Raw genomic sequence first — 18,465 nt, 5'->3', positions numbered from 1 at the left:
ATTACATATCCACTTCACTTGCGGCTTCTTCACGCCGGAGCAGTTCCGCCTTCCAGTCCCTGATTTTGTTTTCATACAGCGTCGTTAAACGCGGTTGAATGCGCGGCACAATTTTATGACATACGGTTTTCCCGACATAGGATTTCATACGAAGCTTGTCGTACGATCCGCCCGTACGGTCAACCATCACCAGAATAATCAATGCAATCAGTCCAAACAGAGCCCCGTGGATCAGTCCGAGCACAGTACCCCAACCCGCGTCGGCGGCATCGGATACATTCGACTTCAAAACCGCAGCCAGAATTTTACTGAACAGCACAAAAATCCCCGCTCCCGCCAACAGCAGCAGGCACAGCAGAATCCACATTAGATAGGTCTCTTCCAGATTCCGGAAAATACGCCCGAAATATACGAAGCAGAATGGATAAGCAAAATAAAGCAATGCGCCCACGGCCACAAAGGTGATCACATGGGCCACCTGTGCGGCAAAACCTTTTTGCAAACCGCCCCATGCAAACAGACAGACGATCAGCACATAAGCCGCATCAACGAAACTCAACCAATTGGGCAACATAAAACCTTCTCCTTTTCAATAAGCAGGGAGCACCAACCGGATATAAGCAAGTTCAAAGCCATCCCGATACCAAAAATTGAAAATACCATACTTTACTAGGTATTTAGCATTTTTTACCTTTTAACCACAATATATGGTATACCCCCCTTGACAACGACACTCTTACTTGCGTAATTTATTTTCTCGAAATCTGGCAGAAACTGCCGCACAGAGACCTTAATACACAACAATGCAGGGGGAAAAATCATGCCGGGGGAAAGACCCAACACCGCATTTGACGGTTTTCAGAAACGTTCAGGACTCATTGTTCCATTCAGCGGGCAGAAAATCGAGCGCGCCATCGACCGCGCCGTTGAAGACGTTGCACGCAAACAAGGCAGTGAAAAAAACGAAGGGCTGGACTCGAAAACAGCCGATCTGGTACTGCAGCAGCTGAACAATCCGAACAGCGAATTTTATGTGCATGCCGACGAAAACGGAAAACGCATTCCCAAAATTGAAGATGTGCAGGACCTCGTGGAAATCACACTGGCCGAACAGGGCGAAACCCTCGTCGTCGCAACCTATAAGCGCTACCGCAAACAACGCGAAATTGCCCGTCGCAACATCCGTGTACGCGGAACCGATTCCGCTGCTGTCGATGTCACCGACGCCGCCCTTCTTCTGGTGGAATCTTCTTCAAAAAATGTCAATCTTCCGTGGGACCGAAAACGCATTGTTAAACAGATTCTCGACAAAACCGACCTCTCGGTCGAAGTGGCCATCAATGTCGCCAAAGCGGTCGAAAACCGCATTATCGGCGGCGATATGACCATCATTTCCACCGCGCTCATCCGCGAGCTGGTCAATAACGAACTGACCGAACGCGGCTATGCCCAGCAGCTTCGCGATCTCTCGCTCTACCGCGTTTCCAAAGATTACCTGGAAAATCTGATGTTCACCAAATCGACCGAAAACTCGAACATCGTGAACAACAACCCGGAAGCCGTAAACCTGGGTATTGCCGAACTGGTCCTGAAGCAGTGGGCCCTCGACACCATTTTCAGTCCGGACGTCAAACGTGCTCACGACACCGGTGCCATTCACGTACACGATCTGGGCTATCCAACCCGCGTCTACTGTTCGTCCCACTCCATCGAATACGTCAAAAAATACGGACTCAACGGACTGATCAACCTCAACACCTCCTCCGATCCGGCGCGCTCAGCCTCCGTTCTGACCGGCCACCTCAACACCTTCCTTGCTTCCATGCAGGCCAACTATGCCGGGGCACTCGGCATCGCCTACATCAACATCCTCTATGCCCCGTTCCTCGTCGGCATGGATGCACAGCAGCTCAAGCAGGTTGCCCAGGAACTGATTTTCAACGGGTCCCAGAATGCTTTTTCCCGCGGCGGACAAACCCTGTTCCTCGACTTCAACATTCACACCGGAGTTCCGTCCTACATGAAAACCGTTCCGGCCATCGGCCCCGGCGGCCGCTACCAACTCCGCCTCCAGGACGGATCGATTGCGGAACTGACCGAAGAACTGCGCGAGGAAACCGATGCCGGCGGAAACCGGCTCATGGATCTTTACTACGAAGATCCAAACCTCGGAAAACGCCTGGTACTGCGCGAAATCACCGACGAAAGTGAAGGCACAATCTACGATCCCGATGTGGCAGCCATGCTCGCCGAAAACGGCGAAGCCATCGTTACTTATGGCGACTACACCCAGGAAACACAGGATTTCTGCCGCGCCCTGCTTCAAGTCTTCGCTGAAGGCGATGCCCACGGCCGCATCTTCGAATTTCCCAAATGCGACTTCCACGTTTCCGATGAAACCTATGAAGATCCCGCCCAGTTCGAAATCTTCAAAGAAGCCTGCGAACTCGCCTCGAAAAACGGCTCCACCTATTTCATTTTCGATCGCGACGAAGTCACCCTCTCCGCCTGTTGCCGTCTGCGCACCACGATCGACGACAACCGCATGCTCAAGCATCCGGAAAGCATGCGCTTCTGCGGATTCCAGAATGTGACCATCAACATTCCGCAAGCCTCCTACCGCGCAGCCCGAACCGGCGGAAATATTGTGCAAAATTTCTACGCCGAGATTGATCGTACCATGGAACTTGCCGTTGATGCCCACCTGCAGAAAAAACGCAAAGCCGCTGAGATGCTCTCGGGACCCGGCCACCCGCTCTGGCAGATCGGAAAAACCGCCAACGACGGAAAACCCTACGTCGATCTCGAAAACTGCACCTATATCCTCGGCCTCATCGGGGTAAACGACGCCGTCAGATTCCTGATCGGACAGGAACTGCACGAAAGCAGAGAAGCACAGCGGTTCGGTCTGAAAATCGTGGCCCACATGTACCGCAAAGCAAAAAAACTCGCCGCCAAGCACAACCTTAAGTTTACGCTTGAAGAATCTCCGGCCGAATCCGCAGCGCGGCGCCTCGCTAAGTCTGACCTCGTCTACTTTCCCGAAGAAGCCGCCGACATCGTCAAAGGCCCGGAAGATGCGGAATATTACACCAACTCCATCCACCTCGCCGCCGAAGCCGACGTATCACTGGTCGACCGCATCACCGAACAGGCGAAATACCACAGCATGATCGAATCCGGTGCCATCACCCACTGTTTCATCGGTGAAGAACGGCCCAATGCTGAATCCATTGCACACCTCATGACGGAGGTTTTCTACCGCACCCAGTCCGCACAGGTCTGCATTTCGCCTGAATTCACCTTCTGCAACCACTGTCAGCACCAAACCCGCGGACTGCTCGAACAATGCCCGGAATGCGGATCCACCGACGTCGTCGGCGAAACCCGTGTGGTCGGCTACTTCAGTAAAATCCAGAATTGGAACAAATCCAAACGCTACGGCGAGCTGCTTGCCCGCCACGCTGGCAAATACAACATCGTTGAGGCCGGCGACAACGAAATGGTTACGGTTTAAAAATGAATAATCAGCCGCAAAAGAACGCAGAAGGCACCAAATATCCACTCAGTATATACTGCGCTCTTTTGAGGCCGGTCTTCCTATAGAAAGGATTTTTAAAATGAGTGCAAAATATCAGATCAAAGTATTCGGAAAAGAGGGGTGCGACAAATGCCACACCCTGAATCAGCGCCTCGATAAATTATTGAAAAAAGAAGATTTCAACGATTTTGAAAAATGCTACTGCGACGTCGAAACCACCGACGGACTCGTCGCTTTCTCCGAAGCCGAATGCATCAACCCCTCCCGCATCCCCGCCATGCTCATCAGCCGCTGGGACGACGAGGAGCAGGATTACATTCCCGTCGAAACCGCAAACCCCGGCAGTGCAGACCCTATCTGCAAAAAATCCCGGCTCTACCAATACGTCGGACTTCAAACCGACTACAGCCCGGCGGGCAAAGGAATCCTTACCCCGAAAATGATTCAGACTGTACTGGCCGAAGCCCGGCAGTAAACGTTTCCTTCACCCGGTCCGCCGGATGCCTCCATTCCTTCCCTCGGAGCGTCCGGCGGGCCCTAAGGTGAACACGGAAACCAGAGCCCATTTCAAACCTAAAATTGCAGGTTTTACATTATGACTTCATCGGTATATGCCTACCTCGAAAAACCCTCTATGGTAGATTTCCCCGGAAAATTCTCCGCGGTTTTTTTCACCAGCGGCTGTAACTTCAGATGCGGCTTCTGCCACAACGCTTCGCTCATGGGCCGAAAACGTTCCGGCATCGACCAGGAGGCCCTCGAACTCGCCTGCACAAAATTTAAACACAACTGGGTCAACGGAGCCGTCATTACCGGCGGCGAACCCACCTTGGCCGACGATCTTCCGCAACTGATCGAACTCATGAAAAAATATGGCTTTGCGGTCAAACTCGACACCAACGGTTCCAACCCCGGAAAACTGCGCGAGGTGCTGCCTCTGGTGGATTACGTGGCAATGGATGTCAAAACCGGTCTTTCGGGGTATCGCAAACTGGTACACTTTCCAGACCTTGGAAAAATCAGCGAATCCATTGAACTCATCAAAGCCGAAGCCAAAGATTACGAATTCCGCACCACCGTCATCGAATCTTTACACACCGATGCCCTGATGGACGAAGTCGCCGATGTCATCGCCGGCTCCAAACGTATGGCTCTTCAGGCTTTTATTCCGCGCGACAACCTGCCCGACAAAAAATTCACCGTCCTCCCCCGCACCCCCTCCTCCCGCCTCCAGGAACTCAAAGACCGGATGGCCGGATGCGCCGACGAAATACTCCTGCGCGGGGCGTGAGGCAGATTCAGGCCGCCGAACTGACCCAGGCGCGCCCGGCGGTCTCGCCCTACCGCTCTTTTCCCTTCCAACCTCTGGAAGAAATCGGCATTCTCTTAACATTCATTTTTGCATGTTTTAAGGAGACCCATGCCCACGCTCGACTGGATTGGAAAAGACGCCGTAATCCGCCACCACAAAGAGGTGGAATTCCGACTATTGGAACCCGACGCCGCCCTGTCGCACGGCGACGAATCCGACGGAAATCTGATTGTGCAGGGCGACAATCTGCACGCCCTCAAAGCCCTGCTGCCGAAATATGCCGGACGCGTCAAATGCATCTATATCGACCCGCCCTACAACACCGGCAACGAAGGCTGGATCTATAACGACAAAGTCAACTCCCCCGAAATCAACCGCTGGCTCGGCCAGACCGTCGGCAAAGAAGCCGAAGACCTCTCCCGCCACGACAAATGGCTCTGCATGATGTATCCGCGCCTCGTCCTACTCAAACAGTTCCTCTCCGACGACGGCGCAATCTTTGTCTCCATCGACGACAACGAAGTCGCGTCGCTACGGCTACTGATGGATGAGATTTTCGGGAAGAAGAATTTTGTAGAAACCATTATTTGGCAAAAAAACTATGCGCCAAAAGCTTCTGCCAAGCATTTTTCAGAAGCTCATGACTACATTGTTGTCTACAAAGGAATCGGCAATTGGGGACGGAACCTAATTCCGCGCTCAGAAAAACAGAATAAAAATTACAAAAATTATGATAATGATCCGAGAGGACTTTGGAGGCCAAACAATCTCGCCGCTCGAAATTATTATAGTAAAGGTACGTACTCTATAAAATGTCCTTCCGGTCGTGTTATTGATGGACCGCCTTCTGGTTCGTATTGGCGAGTATCAGAGGAAAAATTTTGGGAGCTTGATCGTGATGGCAGAATTTGGTGGGGCAAAGATGGTAATAATGTTCCTGCCCCAAAAATCTTCTTAAATGAAGTGCAAGATGGCGTGGTACCAATGAGTCTATGGTTTTATGATGATGTTGGCCATACTCAGGAAGCAAAAAGAGATTTGCTTGAGGTGCTCTCCTTCGCTGGATCCGATGACGTTTTCATCACCCCCAAACCCACGCGTTTGATTCAGCGGATTCTGCAGATTGCGAGCGACAAAGATTCGATCATACTCGACAGCTTTGCGGGATCGGGGACGACGGGTCACGCGGTGCTGAAGCAGAATGCGGCGGACGGCGGAAACCGGAAGTTTATATTGGTGGAGATGGAGGAGCAGATTGCGGCAAATATTACAGCGGAACGGGTGAGGCGCGTGGCAGCAGGTTATACCGATGCCAAAGGCAACGACGTTCCAGGCCTTGGAAGCGGCTTCCAGTTTTGCCGATTGAGCGATGAGCCGCTGTTTAATGAGTTCGGCGATATCCGCGACGATGTCACCTTTACCCAGCTCGCCGATTTTGTCTGGTTTTCAGAAACCGGCCGCGGCAGGGACGGGGCAGGCGGGCCGCCTGCGGTACGGCAGGATGCCGGCAAAATCGAAGAATCTCCAAGGCTTGGAATACACGAAAACCGGGCCATCTACCTGTTGTTCAACGGCATTCTGGGCGATCGCCGGCCGCAGGGCGGAAATATTCTGACGAAGGCGGTTTTGGATTCTTTACCGCCGTACGATGGCCCGAAAACGATTTATGCGGCCGCCACGCGCCTCGGCCCGGCGGCGCTCCAGCGCGAAAACATTGTGTTCAAACAGACCCCGTATGCGATTGAGGTTTAGGAAACGATGATCGGATTTGTTCAGCCGTTTGTGGAGGGGCACTCGCCGAGTGCCCGCAGGTTAATATTGAAAACAGGGGATGACCTGCTAACGTTCAAATCAACAATACCTGCCAAGCCTAGCTCTGCGGAGATGCTCAAATCGGCGGGTTACTTTTTTTCCGGGCACAGGAGGTAAACCGCATGTCCCTGTCCACATACCATTCAAAACTGACGCTCGAAAATCTACGGCTCAGCCCCGAAAACCAATATCTGGAACGTAAGGGCCGGGATACCAAACCGACTAAGATTGCCAATGAACTGATCGGCATGCTGAACGCCGGCGGGGGAACGCTGGTTTATGGAATTGCGGATGACGGAACCATTGAGGATCTGGCGCATGTAGGCGGACTGCTGCCGAACGAACCGACCAAGCTGGATGCCTATCGCAAACTGGTTCACGAATTCATCAAGCCTCCAGCCAATATTCAGCTGGAGGAAATCTATCTGGAAAGCGGCGAGCTGATCTTCCTCTTCCATGTAGACCAGGATTATGAACGGGTTTTCCAGCGCTCGGACAATGAAGAAGTCTATCTGCGCGTAGCTGACAGCAATAATAAGCTTAACCGGGATGAAGTCAAAAAGCTGGAATACGACAAGGCCATACGCTCTTTCGAGGACGAGATTCGCCTGGATTTCGATCCGCTGGATTTGGATCGAAATGCCTGCGAAGACTATCGCACTACCATGAGTTATGAGGGCTCTTTTGAAGATTTGGCCATCAAACGCAATTTGGCTATCCGACGCGAAGGTCAAGTGCTTTATAAAAACGCTTCCATTCTTTTATTTTCCACCGACCCTGAAAAATATATTCCCAACGCATCTGTACGCTATGTTCGTCATGAAGGAATGGAACGAAAGTCCGGATCGGCATTCAATGTGGTTAAGGATGTCCGGCTTGAAAGCAGCATTCCAAAACTGATTCAGGAACTTGAAACCTTCATGGAGGCGTCGCTCCGGGACTATTACTACTTAAATATGGATACAGGGAAATTCCATCGACTTCCGGAATTTCCCAAGGAGGCATGGCTGGAAGGCATTGTGAATGCCCTATGCCACCGCTCCTACAATCTGCAGGGAAACCCGGTCATGATCCGGCATTTTGACGACCGTCTGGAAATCTCCAACAGCGGTCCACTTCCGGCACAAGTTACCGTCGAGAATATTGCGCACGAGCGCTATTCCCGGAATCCCCGTATTGCCCGGGCATTGGCTGATATGGGCTATGTCCGGGAACTGAATGAAGGTGTTCCGCGTATATACAGCTCCATGCAGGAGGTCATGCTGGCCAAACCTGAATATACGGATACACACAATACAGTGACGCTTACGCTCCGCAATAAAGTGTCAGATCATAAAGAAACGATTCTTGGCGAAGTGCTCGATCAGGTCAGTTCCATGTGGAAATCATTCAACCCTAGCCAAAAACAGATCATTTCTATTTTGTTCGAATGCCAGGAAGCCACTGTTGATCAGCTGGAAGACAGCATGGAGCTTACCAAACAGTCTGTACGCTATAATTTACGATATCTGCTAAAGATTGGTGTTTTAGAACGGGTCAGCGAAAAAGAGCGCGATCCACAGGCAATTTATCGCTTCAGAAGCGGTTAAGGAAAAAAGGGCTGAAATAAGGAAAAAACAGGAAATTCATTTTAACCGACTGTTTTTCAGCGGGTTATGCATGAATTTCTATTCATTCAGAACGCTTAAGGAAAAAAAGGCCGGAAATAAGGAAAAAACAGGAAATTCATTTTAACTGGCTTTTCTTTAACCATTTATATGTGAATTCCCAACTCCCGGAACCGACATAAGAAAAAGGCCGGAAATAAGATAAAATTTTAACCGTTGGAAAAAATGAACACATTTACCCCGAAAAACTATCAGCAAAGCGCTCTCAACAGTATTGAGCAGTATTTCCGAACCTGCCGGAGCATGGGCAATGCAGACTATGCTTTTCAGGAAACTACGAAGGAACTTTGGGGACGGAAATCGGCTTTTACGCCGCTGACAGGTTTTCCGGAAGATATGCCCTATTTCTGTCTGCGGATTCCCACCGGCGGCGGCAAAACCTTTCTGGCGGCCAAAAGTGTGGCGCTGGTGAACAATCATCTGCTGTTCAACGAACACGGCGTCATCCTCTGGCTGGTGCCGTCGAAGGCGATCCGCGACCAGACGCTGGCGGGACTGCGCAACCGGGAGCATCCCTATCATGCCGCCCTGCGTGAAGCCGGGCCGGTTTCGGTGCTCAGTCTGGAGGAAGCAAAGGATCTGAGCCGCTCCACCCTCGATACCAGCACCGTGGTCATTGTTGCCACCCGTCAGGCGTTCCAGGTGGAAAACGAGGAAAACCGGAAAGTCTATGAAAGCAGCGGGTCCCTGATGCCGCTGTTCAGCGATCTGACCGAAGAACAGAAAGATGATCTGCTCAAGGACGCCGACGGCACCCTCCCCTTTTCGCTGGCCAATGCCTTGCGGCTGCGTCGCCCGTTCGTGATTGTGGACGAAGCCCATAACAGCCGGACCGAACTCGCCTTCGACACGTTGGCCAAATTTAAACCGGCGGGCATCATGGAATTGACTGCCACGCCGGATACCGAAAAAACACCCAGCAATGTGCTGCACGCGGTTTCGGCGGTGGAACTCAAACGTGAGCAGATGATCAAGCTGCCGATCGAGCTGGAAGTGGAAGCCGACGAACAGCGCTGTCTTAATCTGGCAATCAATCAGCGCGAAATGCTCAGTCAGGCAGCAATTCAGGAACAGCGCGAAGGGGCACCCTATCTCCGCCCGCTGGTGCTGATCCAGTCGGAGCCGAAATCAAAAACCAAAGAAACGCGCCATGCCGAATGGGTGAAAAATGAACTGATGAGCAATCATAATATTCCCGCGGAGGAAATTGTGATTGCCACGGGCAGTGAACGCGGACTGGAAGCGCTGGCAGAGGAGTTTGATGGCGGTATTTTTTCCGAAAATTGCCCGGTCAAATTTGTGATTACCCAGAAAGCGCTGGCCGAAGGCTGGGACTGCGCGTTTGCCTATGTGCTGGTCAGTTTGGCCGGCATCCGCAGCGCCACGGCGGTGGAACAGCTGCTGGGCCGTATTCTGCGCCAGCCGCAGGCCGCGCACCGAACCACCGAAGCCCTCAACCGTTCGTATGCGTTTGTGGTTTCGCACGATTTCGGCGAAACCGCTGCCGCCCTGCGCGACAGCCTCGTGCAGACCGCCGGCTTTAACCGGCACGATGCGGCCGAATTTGTCGCCGCACTAAAACCCGAACAGGCGAAACTCGATCTGTCCAGCGGGCGCATCCGCTTCACTCCTGTGGAGGTTAAAGTTTCTGAAGAACTGAACCTTTCCGCCATATCCCGGCCGACCCGCCGGAAACTGAATTGGAATAAAAAGGATAAAACGCTGACGTTTACGGCCCCGTTAAGCGAAGCCGAAACGCTTGAAGTCCAGACCGCGGCCATCATGGACTCCAGCCGGGAAACCATCGCCACCGCCGGTGCCGCCAGTCGCAACGAAGCCGTAAAGATTTTCCACACCCCTTCGGAAAAGGGGCTCGCCTTCCGGGTTCCGCAGCTGGAAGTGATGATTGACGGTGAACTTCGGATCTTTGATGAACCCGAGGCGCTGGACTATCCCTGGGAGCTTCCGCTGTATCAGGCGGGGATCACGGAATCACAGTTGGCCAAACTGAACGGAGGCGGAAAAATTGCGGAAGCGGGCCTCATTGATATCGATGAAGAAAAGGGCCGGGTGCAGACCCGGTTCACGCTGGAACTGACGCGTGATCTCGGGTTGAGTTACCACCCGGAGCACTGGGATGAAGCTAAACTGGCGGCCTGGTTCTGCCGGCAGCTGAACGATCCCTACATCACCCATGCGAGTAAACGTGCTTTCGTGGCGCAGTGGATCACCAGCCTGCTGGAACAGGGCGGACTGGATCTCGCCGCCGTAAACCGGAAAAAATTTGACTTGCGCAACCTCCTCGAAGAACGCATCAACGAGCTGAGAAAAGAGGCGGTGCATACGGCCTATCAGCAGTTTCTCTTTACCGACAACGTTAATGACCGGGTGCGGGTGGGCTCTGAATATCATTTCGAATTTCATCCTGATGCCTACGCACCATCACGCGTGGATGAAGGGGAGTTTGGCGACTATGTATTTGAGCACCATTTCTACCCCCGTATCGGTTCCTTTGACTCCGGAGAAGAGTATCAGTGCGCCTGCTGGCTGGACCGGCAGCCGGAAATCGAATTCTGGGTCCGCAATCTCGTTGGCAAAAACGAGGCCTCCTTTTTCCTCCAGACGGCCACGAAAAAATTCTATCCCGATTTTGTCTGTAAACTGAAAGATGGCCGTATTCTTATCGTGGAATACAAAGGGGCCGATCGCTGGAACAATGCAGAACCCGACCGGCTGGTCGGCCAGCTCTGGGAAGAGCTGAGTGACGGCACCGGCCTTTTCGTGATGGTGACGGAAAAACGCTGGGCGGATATTCGTGCGAAATTCTGAGTCATCCATTTGACACGGACATCAGGGATAATCCTGGCGGGTGGGACGTACCACAATATCGCTGATGTTGATGTGCGGCGGCAGTGTGACTACATGATGAATTGCATCGGCGATATCACTGCACTCCGGTAACGGTCCGAATTTTTCATGAAAACTGTCCACCAGTTCGTCACTGTAGTTTGCAACCGCCTGAAATCCGCTGATGACAATGCCCGGTTGTACCAGAGAAACACGCACGCCCTGCGGGCCAACATCGCGACGCAAAGCTTCGGCCAGCGCATGAACCGCAAATTTTGATGCCCCGTATACCGCACTGAAGGGCGAAATATGGCGGCCGACCACGGAACCGATAATGACAATATCGGCGGCTGATTCCGGGAACGCGGTTTTCTGTATTTCAACCATGCGCTGCGCCGCTTTCTGAATCAGATAAGTCGTGCCAGTGATATTAAGATCGATCAGCTCCTTCAACTGTGCGAGATCGGCCTCTCTTACCGACCCGCCGAGCCCGCGGCCGGCATTTGCCACCACAATATCCGCTTCCCGGCCGAACTCTTCATGAGCTGCCTCAAACAACCGGTCCAGCACCTCTTCATTTGAAGCATCTCCGGCCACACCGTAAAATCGGTCTCCCAGTTCCTGTTCAAGCGCAACCAGCTTTTCTTTCGTCCGGCCGCAGCCCACAACCTGCATACCGCCGGCGATAAATTTACGTGCCGTGGCTTCGCCGATTCCTGATGTTGCTCCTGTTACAATGGCGATCCGTTTTTTGTGATCGTTCATGATTTCATTTCCCTTATTTATTCAAGCAATGGGATCCGCGCAGAAACTGCGGCGTTGGCAGGCGTCGCACCGGGCGCCCATCCATATTTCATCGAACTGGTTCATGATGCCGGCAAGCAGTTGCGGGTCCCGGGTGAGAATACCGGATTCAAAATTCCGGCGATTGGCACTTTTCGCCCCCATGCCGGCTCCGGTGAGGTTGGCGGAACCGAGGTAGGCGGCGCGGCCGTCAACCACAATGGTTTTGAGGTGTACACGCGGGCAAATGTTGCGTTCCAGTCCTTGGATAAGGTTCGGATAACAGTCGAAATCACGTCGGAAATTTTCTCCGGGCTCCTTGGCGTGCAGCAGACGAATTCCAACCCCGCGGCCCACTAAATCAGAGAGAATCCCGAGAAACGGACGAAAATTCCCGTGATCGGAGACATGCATATCTTTGATGTCCGCAGTAGCGATCCAGATATATTCTGCGGCCTCGGGAATGAGCCCCTGAATGACCTCTTCATAAATCTGCCGGTTGTGAAGAAAAGTGGTCATATGCGAACGGCCCGACGGCAGCCGTTAATCCAGCAGCTGTTTGAGTTTGAACCCGATCAGGCAGACATCGTCGGTATATTTTCCCGTACCGGCAAAGGCGTGCACATCGCCTTCGAGTCCGTCGAAGACATCTTCGAGTGGCTCACCGGCCCAACTGTGTGCCGAATCAAGCAGGCGCTTGAGACCGTATTCGTCGTCCATCCGGTTCCGGACGGTATAAAGTCCGTCGGTGAAGGCGATCACAGTGTCACCGGGCTCGATGCTCCGTTCAACCACGGGATATTCAACATCGGGCTCAAGCGCCAGCGGCTTACCGATGATACCGTTTTCCTCGGAAAACCAGGATGCCGAATATTCCTGACGGAAATAGATCGGCATGGGATGACCGGCATTGGCCAGCCGAACCAATCCGCTTTTAAGATCAACAGCCATATAGCAAGCCGTGGCCCCGAGAGAAAGTTCTTCAACAGTGAGCAACGGACGGAGCAGATTATTCATGCGCTGGAGAAATTTTCCGGGATCATCGGCACAGATGCTGAGCTCCTGAATCAGGCCGCGGATCAGCGCCGTTCCAAGCGCGGCGCGAATGCCCGATCCATTGATATCGCAGATAAATATTCCGGCCTGCGTATCGGAAATCCTAAAAAATGCGCAGTAGTCGCCGGTGATCTGCCGGTTGAGCACAAAGCGATGCATAAACTCGATGCAGTTTCCATTTTCATTGGTAAAAATGGGATAGCCGCCGGTGAAAAAACTTTTCTGAAGCTTGCCGGCCATACGGACGTCCTCTTCCAGCTCATCAGTCATGTTTTTGAGGTCTTCGGCATATTGACGAATTCGGAGCTCGGCCTCTTTGCGCAACGTGATATCACGCGAAACGCCAAAGGTACCGATAATGTTTCCTTCTCCGTCGCGCAACGGCATTTTGGTGGAGGATACCCAGGTGATCCGTCCATCCGGCCAGACTTCCCGTTCTTCGAATGAGTTCTGTGGTATACCGGTGGCGATAATGCGCTGTTCGCGCTCGAAGGCCTGACGTGCATGTTCTTCCGACCACAGGTCGAAATCCGTTTTCCCGACAATTTCATCCGCAGAAAGAAATCCGTGTTTGTGTGCGCAGGCTTCATTGATCTTGATGAAGCGGGACTGGAGATCCTTGAAGTAGATGACATCCGTATTGTTCACCATCAGGTTTTCAAGCAGATCCCCGTATTCTTCTTCTTTCAGCGGCATGGGTGAACCTATAAAGCCCGACGGCGGAAGCCCGCCAAACAGATATCGTCGTCAAATTTCCCGTCAGCAGCAAAGCAGCGGACCTCTTCAAGCAGTCCGGAGAACAGATCCGGCAGATCTTTTCCGGCCTGTCTGGAGGCTGCGGCCAGCAGGCGTTCTTCGCCCAGCTCTTCGCCGTCGTCTCCAATGACTTCATAAAGGCCGTCGGTATACATGACCACCCTGTCTTCTTCAGCCACCTGCCGTTCCAGAGTCTGGAACTGCATCCCTTCGGCAATGGCCAGTGCGGGACCCCGCTGAGCGGGATCATCCATCAGCCAGACCGCCCGTTTTTCCAATGCCTGGAAATGAAACGGTACAGGATGCCCGGCATTGGCAAACTGCAACAGGCCGGTTTCCATATCGAGCACCATGTAGCACGCCGTGGCATAGAGGAAAATATCCTCCTGCCGCAGAATCGGCAGCAACAAACTGTTCATCCTGCTGAGAAAGCGGCCGGGATCCGACTCAACCGGAGCCGTTTCCTCGACCAATGCGCAGATCAGAGCGGTCACCAAAGCCGCCCGTACCCCATGCCCCATGACATCGCACAGAAAAATACCCACTTTTGAATCGCTCAATTCCTGAATCGTACAGAAATCGCCGCTGACTCCGCCGCTGGCGTTGTAGTGATGAAGAAATTCAAATCTGCGGTGACCGGGTGCAGCGCCGGGCGGATAGACCGGATAGGTGCGCGGGAAAAAAGTTTTCTGCAGTTCGGCCGCCATGCGGACGTCCTCTTCCATCTCTTCCTTAATGCGGCGAATCTGCTCGGCATAGTATGCCGCACGAAGCTCTGCTTCTTTGTGCTCGGTAATATCCCGTGAAATACCGAAGGTCCCGATAATTTCGCCTTCGGCACTTTTCAACGGCATTTTGGTGGAAGAAACCCAGGTGATGCGCCCGTCTTCCCACGTCTCCTTTTCCTCAATACCGATAATCGGCTCCCCGGTGGCAATGATGCGCTGCTCGTCGTCGTAGGCCTGCTGGGCATGCGCAGAGGCGAAAAGATCGAAGTCGGTTTTTCCAATAACCGCCTCGTTGGAAAGCCCCGTCCAGTCGCAGAAAGACTTATTGACCATGATGAACCGGGACTCCCGATCCTTAAAATAAATATTATCCGTCATGTGTTCCATGAGGTTCTGCAATAAGAATCCTGTATCCTGCAACTGTCCGGACATATCAATCAATCTCCCCGATTACGCGTATTGTTAGCAAAGCTTTTCACGGCTTCAACGTAAAAGGCGATTAATCAACTCCCCAAGCCGAATGAATCTGCTAGGCTTCAGGTCATGGAAGAACGAATTATCCAACTTGAAACACTGGCTGCGATGCAGGATAAAACCATCGAAAGCCTGAACGAAGAGATTTACCGGCAGCAACAGGATATTGCCCGGCTGACCAAACGGCTGGAGCGAATGGAAGAAAAAATTCTGCAGCTGCAGCATCCGAACGAAATCGCCGGAAATGAACGCCCGCCTCATTATTAAATAATAAAATTGGGCTAGCCTCACTGAACCAATCTGATAAAAACCTGCGCTTGCAATCACACCGAGGGCCTATGCTTAAAAAACAGACAAAAATTATCTGCACTATTGCCGGAAACCGTTGCGAAGAAGATTTTCTTCGCAAGCTGCACAAAGCGGGCATGAACGTCGCCCGACTCAACACCGCCCACATCTCAACGGTTGAAGCGGACCTCATGGTCCAGCGAATCCGTTCCGTTTCGAAAGATATTGGTATCCTGATTGATACCAAAGGGCCCGAAGTCAGAACCTCGGGCATGGGCAACGAAATCCTTGAACTCTGCACCGGTGACATCATCGAAATCGGCGATAAAATACAGCCGGAAAACGGATTCATGGTGAATTACGAAGAATTCGTGAACGACGTACCGATCGGTAGCGATGTCCTCATTGATGACGGTGAGATCCGGCTGACCGTAATCGAGAAAAAAGCCGATCTGGTGGTCTGCCGCGCCGAAAACAACGGCGTCATTAAAAACAACAAAAGCGTAAATATCCCGAACGTTGAGCTGGGCCTTCCGGCACTCACCGAAAAGGATGCAGAATTTATCGACTGGGCCACGCGCTCAGAAATCGAATTTATTGCTCACTCGTTTGTACGCAACCGCGATGACGTGATGGCGATTCAAAGCATTCTAGACATGCGGAAAAGCCCCATCAAAATTATCGCGAAAATTGAAAACCGCGAAGGGGTAGACAATCTGGAATCCATTCTCGATGTAGCCCACGCAGTGATGGTCGCCCGCGGCGACCTCGGCATTGAAATCCCGGCCGAAGAAGTCCCGATTATCCAGAAGCAGATGATCAAAACCTGCATCCGCCGCATCAAGCCGGTAATCACCGCCACACAGATGCTGCACACCATGATCGATAATCCGCGCGCCACCCGCGCCGAAGTATCCGATGTAGCCAACGCTATTTACGATGGTACCGACGCCGTCATGCTTTCCGGCGAAACCGCTTATGGTAAATATCCGGTTGAAGCCGTAACCACCATGGCCGAAATCGCCCGACGGGTGGAAGATCAGAAAGAAGATCTCGTTCGGAAAAAACTTCACATTGTGCAGCAGTCGGAAGAAATGCGCCCCCGCAACCACATTGCACGTTCGGCCGTTTCGATTTCCGCCAACCTGCCCGCCAAAGCAATTATTACCAGCACCAAGTCCGGCGATACCGCCATGGTCTGCGGCTCCTATCGCGGAAAAACCCCGATTTATGCGTTGTCCGCCAGCGCCCGCACGGTACGCGAACTTTCGCTCTGCTACGGCATCTACGCCCGCCAGATCGAAATTCCGGCCAGCACAAGCGAACTCGTGAAATCCAGTGTGCAGATGCTGCTAAATGAAGGCTATTTTGAAAAAGATGACCTCATCATGTTCATCGGCGGCGGACAGATCTATTCTTCGCATACAAACTTTCTGCAGGTGGAAACCCCCGCCACATTGCTCTCATCGTAATCGGCATTTGAAATGATCAAACGCTTCATCGCCTTTTACGGGCCGCACAAACCCCTGTTTGCGCTCGATCTGTCGATGGCGTTTGTTCGTGCGCTGTGTGCGATTCTGATTCCGCTGGTCACCAAACACCTGTTTGAGATGCAGAAGGCATCCGGCGCGGAAATCGCCGGCATCGTGGCGCTGCTGATGGCCCTGGTGGCCGTGCTGGCGTTTTCGGCATTCAATAACATCAAGTGGGGTCATGTGCTGGGAACGCGTATCGAAACTGATATGCGCGGCGTACTCTTCCGTCACCTGCAGAAACTCTCTTTCAGTTATTTTGACCGAACCAAGACGGGACATATTATGTCCCGTCTGAGCAACGACCTCTTTACCATCTCGGAGGTTGCGCACCATGTCCCTGAGGATATCTTCCTCGCCGTGATCACCATCAGCGGTGCCTTCATCTGCATGTTCTGGATGAATCCGCTGCTCGCCATCATCGCACTGATTCCCATCCCGCTGATGATCATCAGCGGCATTCTGTTCCAGAAACGTTTCCGAAAAAATGTTCGTGCCATGCGCCGTCGCGTAGCCGACATCAATGCCAACATCGAAAACTCGATTCAGGGCATTCGTGAAGTGAAATCCTTCGCCGGTGAACAGCACGCGGTGACCCAGTTCGACGAGGTAAACCACGATTTCCGGGAATCCAAGGAAACCATGTATCACACCATGGCCGCCTTTCACTCCACCATGATGGGGCTGATCCATTTTCACGAGATTCTCATCACCGTCACCGGCGCTGTCATGGTTTTCAATGAAATCGCATCCATTTCCGATGTACTCGTTTTCCTCATGTTTGCCCGCTTCATGAACAAGCCGATCGACCGGATGGTCAATTTTGTTGAACAGTTCGGTCAGGGTGCGGCCTCATTCGAACGTTTTACCGAAATCATGGATATCGAGCCCGACATCCAGGACCGCCCGAATCCCGTCGAACCCGCATCCGTCAAAGGGGCCATCCAGATCAACGATCTCAGTTTCGCCTACTACGGCAACGATGCGCTGGTCCTGAAAAAGATCTCAATGAACATCACCTCCGGACAAACCGTTGCACTCGTCGGCGAATCCGGCGCCGGAAAATCAACCATTGCTGCTCTCATTCCCCGTTTTTATGAGGCCTGCGAGGGATCCATTTCGATTGACGGCGTGAATGTGCTCGATCTTCGCCAGCAGTTCCTGCGCGAACAGATCGGCATTGTTCAGCAGTCGCCCTTCCTCTTCGACACCACCATTCGCGACAACATTCTCTTCGGCAACCGCGATGCATCAGAAGAGGAAATGATGGCCGCAGCCCGCCAGGCCAACATTCTTGATTTCATCGAATCCCTGCCCGACGGCTTCGACGCCCTGGTCGGCGAGCACGGAGTCAAACTGTCCGGCGGCCAGAAACAGCGCATTTCCATTGCCCGCGTTTTTCTGAAAAATCCGCCGATCCTGATTTTTGATGAAGCCACCTCGGCCCTCGACACCGAATCCGAACAGCTGATTCAGGAAGCCATGGAACGTCTTTGCAAAGACCGTACGACCATCATTATCGCCCACCGTCTCTCCACCGTAAAACATGCCGACACCATCTTCGTGCTGCGTAACGGCGAAGTGGTTGAAAACGGAAGCCATGCAGCACTGACCGAACTTAAAGGCTATTACCACATGCTTTACACCAAAAGTCTTTTCTAGCGGAGGC

At 52.6% G+C, this 18,465-nt stretch carries 14 protein-coding genes; 9 read left to right on the top strand and 5 right to left on the bottom strand.

The features are described from left to right. Position 1 precedes the first annotated feature (1 nt). Complete coding sequence (locus tag P9H32_RS05605) at positions 2-574, bottom strand: CvpA family protein (RefSeq protein ID WP_322607899.1); 573 nt, start codon at positions 572-574, stop codon at positions 2-4. 246 nt (positions 575-820) lie between these two features. On the opposite strand from P9H32_RS05605, the gene P9H32_RS05600 reads away from it, so the two are divergent. From P9H32_RS05600 to P9H32_RS05575, 6 genes are all read left to right on the top strand, one after another. Beyond that, entirely contained in the window at positions 821-3,517 is a 2,697-nt protein-coding gene (locus tag P9H32_RS05600) for an anaerobic ribonucleoside-triphosphate reductase (protein ID WP_322607898.1), read from the top strand. A gap of 103 nt (positions 3,518-3,620) precedes the next feature. After that, positions 3,621-4,016: a hypothetical protein gene (locus P9H32_RS05595; RefSeq protein ID WP_322607897.1), complete on the top strand. Its 396-nt coding sequence runs from the start codon at positions 3,621-3,623 to the stop codon at positions 4,014-4,016. 120 nt (positions 4,017-4,136) lie between these two features. Next, complete coding sequence (locus tag P9H32_RS05590) at positions 4,137-4,832, top strand: anaerobic ribonucleoside-triphosphate reductase activating protein (protein ID WP_322607896.1); 696 nt, start codon at positions 4,137-4,139, stop codon at positions 4,830-4,832. Positions 4,833-4,961: 129 nt separating this feature from the next. Beyond that, on the top strand, positions 4,962-6,605 hold the full coding sequence (locus tag P9H32_RS05585; protein ID WP_322607895.1) for a site-specific DNA-methyltransferase: 1,644 nt from the start codon (positions 4,962-4,964) through the stop codon (positions 6,603-6,605). 182 nt (positions 6,606-6,787) lie between these two features. Next, a complete protein-coding gene (locus tag P9H32_RS05580) occupies positions 6,788-8,254 on the top strand; it encodes an ATP-binding protein (protein WP_322607894.1) in 1,467 nt (488 codons plus the stop codon). Between the two features lie 243 nt (positions 8,255-8,497). Further along, positions 8,498-11,161 carry a DEAD/DEAH box helicase gene (locus P9H32_RS05575; RefSeq protein WP_322607893.1) on the top strand — a complete coding sequence of 888 codons (2,664 nt, stop codon included), beginning with the start codon at positions 8,498-8,500 and terminating at the stop codon, positions 11,159-11,161. 21 nt (positions 11,162-11,182) lie between these two features. On the opposite strand, the gene P9H32_RS05570 is transcribed toward P9H32_RS05575, so the two are convergent. The 4 genes from P9H32_RS05570 to P9H32_RS05555 are packed head-to-tail and all read right to left on the bottom strand — an operon-like array spanning position 11,183 to position 14,889. Next, positions 11,183-11,944, bottom strand: coding sequence for an SDR family oxidoreductase (locus P9H32_RS05570; protein ID WP_322607892.1), 762 nt, complete (start codon positions 11,942-11,944; stop codon positions 11,183-11,185). 21 nt (positions 11,945-11,965) lie between these two features. Then, positions 11,966-12,481, bottom strand: coding sequence for a phospholipase D-like domain-containing protein (locus P9H32_RS05565; RefSeq protein WP_322607891.1), 516 nt, complete (start codon positions 12,479-12,481; stop codon positions 11,966-11,968). A gap of 24 nt (positions 12,482-12,505) precedes the next feature. Next, entirely contained in the window at positions 12,506-13,714 is a 1,209-nt protein-coding gene (locus tag P9H32_RS05560; RefSeq protein WP_322607890.1) for a SpoIIE family protein phosphatase, read from the bottom strand. An 8-nt stretch (positions 13,715-13,722) separates the two neighbouring features. After that, on the bottom strand, positions 13,723-14,889 hold the full coding sequence (locus P9H32_RS05555) for a SpoIIE family protein phosphatase (protein WP_322607889.1): 1,167 nt from the start codon (positions 14,887-14,889) through the stop codon (positions 13,723-13,725). 156 nt (positions 14,890-15,045) lie between these two features. Between P9H32_RS05555 and P9H32_RS05550 the strand changes: the two genes are divergently transcribed. The 3 genes from P9H32_RS05550 to P9H32_RS05540 all read left to right on the top strand — a co-directional run bounded on the left by P9H32_RS05550 (position 15,046) and on the right by P9H32_RS05540 (position 18,458). After that, positions 15,046-15,243, top strand: coding sequence for a SlyX family protein (locus P9H32_RS05550; RefSeq protein ID WP_322607888.1), 198 nt, complete (start codon positions 15,046-15,048; stop codon positions 15,241-15,243). 71 nt (positions 15,244-15,314) lie between these two features. Continuing rightward, a complete protein-coding gene (gene pyk, locus P9H32_RS05545) occupies positions 15,315-16,736 on the top strand; it encodes a pyruvate kinase (protein ID WP_322607887.1) in 1,422 nt (473 codons plus the stop codon). A gap of 12 nt (positions 16,737-16,748) precedes the next feature. After that, positions 16,749-18,458: an ABC transporter ATP-binding protein gene (locus P9H32_RS05540; RefSeq protein WP_322607886.1), complete on the top strand. Its 1,710-nt coding sequence runs from the start codon at positions 16,749-16,751 to the stop codon at positions 18,456-18,458. Positions 18,459-18,465: the final 7 nt, after the last annotated feature.

The sequence above is a fragment of the Pontiella agarivorans genome (assembly GCF_034531395.1).
GTDB lineage: Bacteria > Verrucomicrobiota > Kiritimatiellia > Kiritimatiellales > Pontiellaceae > Pontiella > Pontiella agarivorans.
The sequence above is the reverse complement of the archived record's forward strand: the minus strand, read 5'-3'. Positions and strand labels throughout refer to the sequence as shown.

What these genes read in the sequence shown, in the direction of transcription:
- pyk (WP_322607887.1), top strand. Translation starts at nt 15,315, where the DNA reads ATGCTTAAAAAACAGACAAAAATTATCTGCACTATTGCCGGAAACCGT.
- P9H32_RS05595 (WP_322607897.1), top strand. Translation starts at nt 3,621, where the DNA reads ATGAGTGCAAAATATCAGATCAAAGTATTCGGAAAAGAGGGGTGCGAC.
- P9H32_RS05560 (WP_322607890.1), bottom strand. Translation starts at nt 13,714, where the DNA reads ATGCCGCTGAAAGAAGAAGAATACGGGGATCTGCTTGAAAACCTGATG.
- P9H32_RS05600 (WP_322607898.1), top strand. Translation starts at nt 821, where the DNA reads ATGCCGGGGGAAAGACCCAACACCGCATTTGACGGTTTTCAGAAACGT.
- P9H32_RS05570 (WP_322607892.1), bottom strand. Translation starts at nt 11,944, where the DNA reads ATGAACGATCACAAAAAACGGATCGCCATTGTAACAGGAGCAACATCA.
- P9H32_RS05590 (WP_322607896.1), top strand. Translation starts at nt 4,137, where the DNA reads ATGACTTCATCGGTATATGCCTACCTCGAAAAACCCTCTATGGTAGAT.
- P9H32_RS05540 (WP_322607886.1), top strand. Translation starts at nt 16,749, where the DNA reads ATGATCAAACGCTTCATCGCCTTTTACGGGCCGCACAAACCCCTGTTT.
- P9H32_RS05555 (WP_322607889.1), bottom strand. Translation starts at nt 14,889, where the DNA reads ATGGAACACATGACGGATAATATTTATTTTAAGGATCGGGAGTCCCGG.
- P9H32_RS05585 (WP_322607895.1), top strand. Translation starts at nt 4,962, where the DNA reads ATGCCCACGCTCGACTGGATTGGAAAAGACGCCGTAATCCGCCACCAC.
- P9H32_RS05565 (WP_322607891.1), bottom strand. Translation starts at nt 12,481, where the DNA reads ATGACCACTTTTCTTCACAACCGGCAGATTTATGAAGAGGTCATTCAG.
- P9H32_RS05550 (WP_322607888.1), top strand. Translation starts at nt 15,046, where the DNA reads ATGGAAGAACGAATTATCCAACTTGAAACACTGGCTGCGATGCAGGAT.
- P9H32_RS05575 (WP_322607893.1), top strand. Translation starts at nt 8,498, where the DNA reads ATGAACACATTTACCCCGAAAAACTATCAGCAAAGCGCTCTCAACAGT.
- P9H32_RS05580 (WP_322607894.1), top strand. Translation starts at nt 6,788, where the DNA reads ATGTCCCTGTCCACATACCATTCAAAACTGACGCTCGAAAATCTACGG.
- P9H32_RS05605 (WP_322607899.1), bottom strand. Translation starts at nt 574, where the DNA reads ATGTTGCCCAATTGGTTGAGTTTCGTTGATGCGGCTTATGTGCTGATC.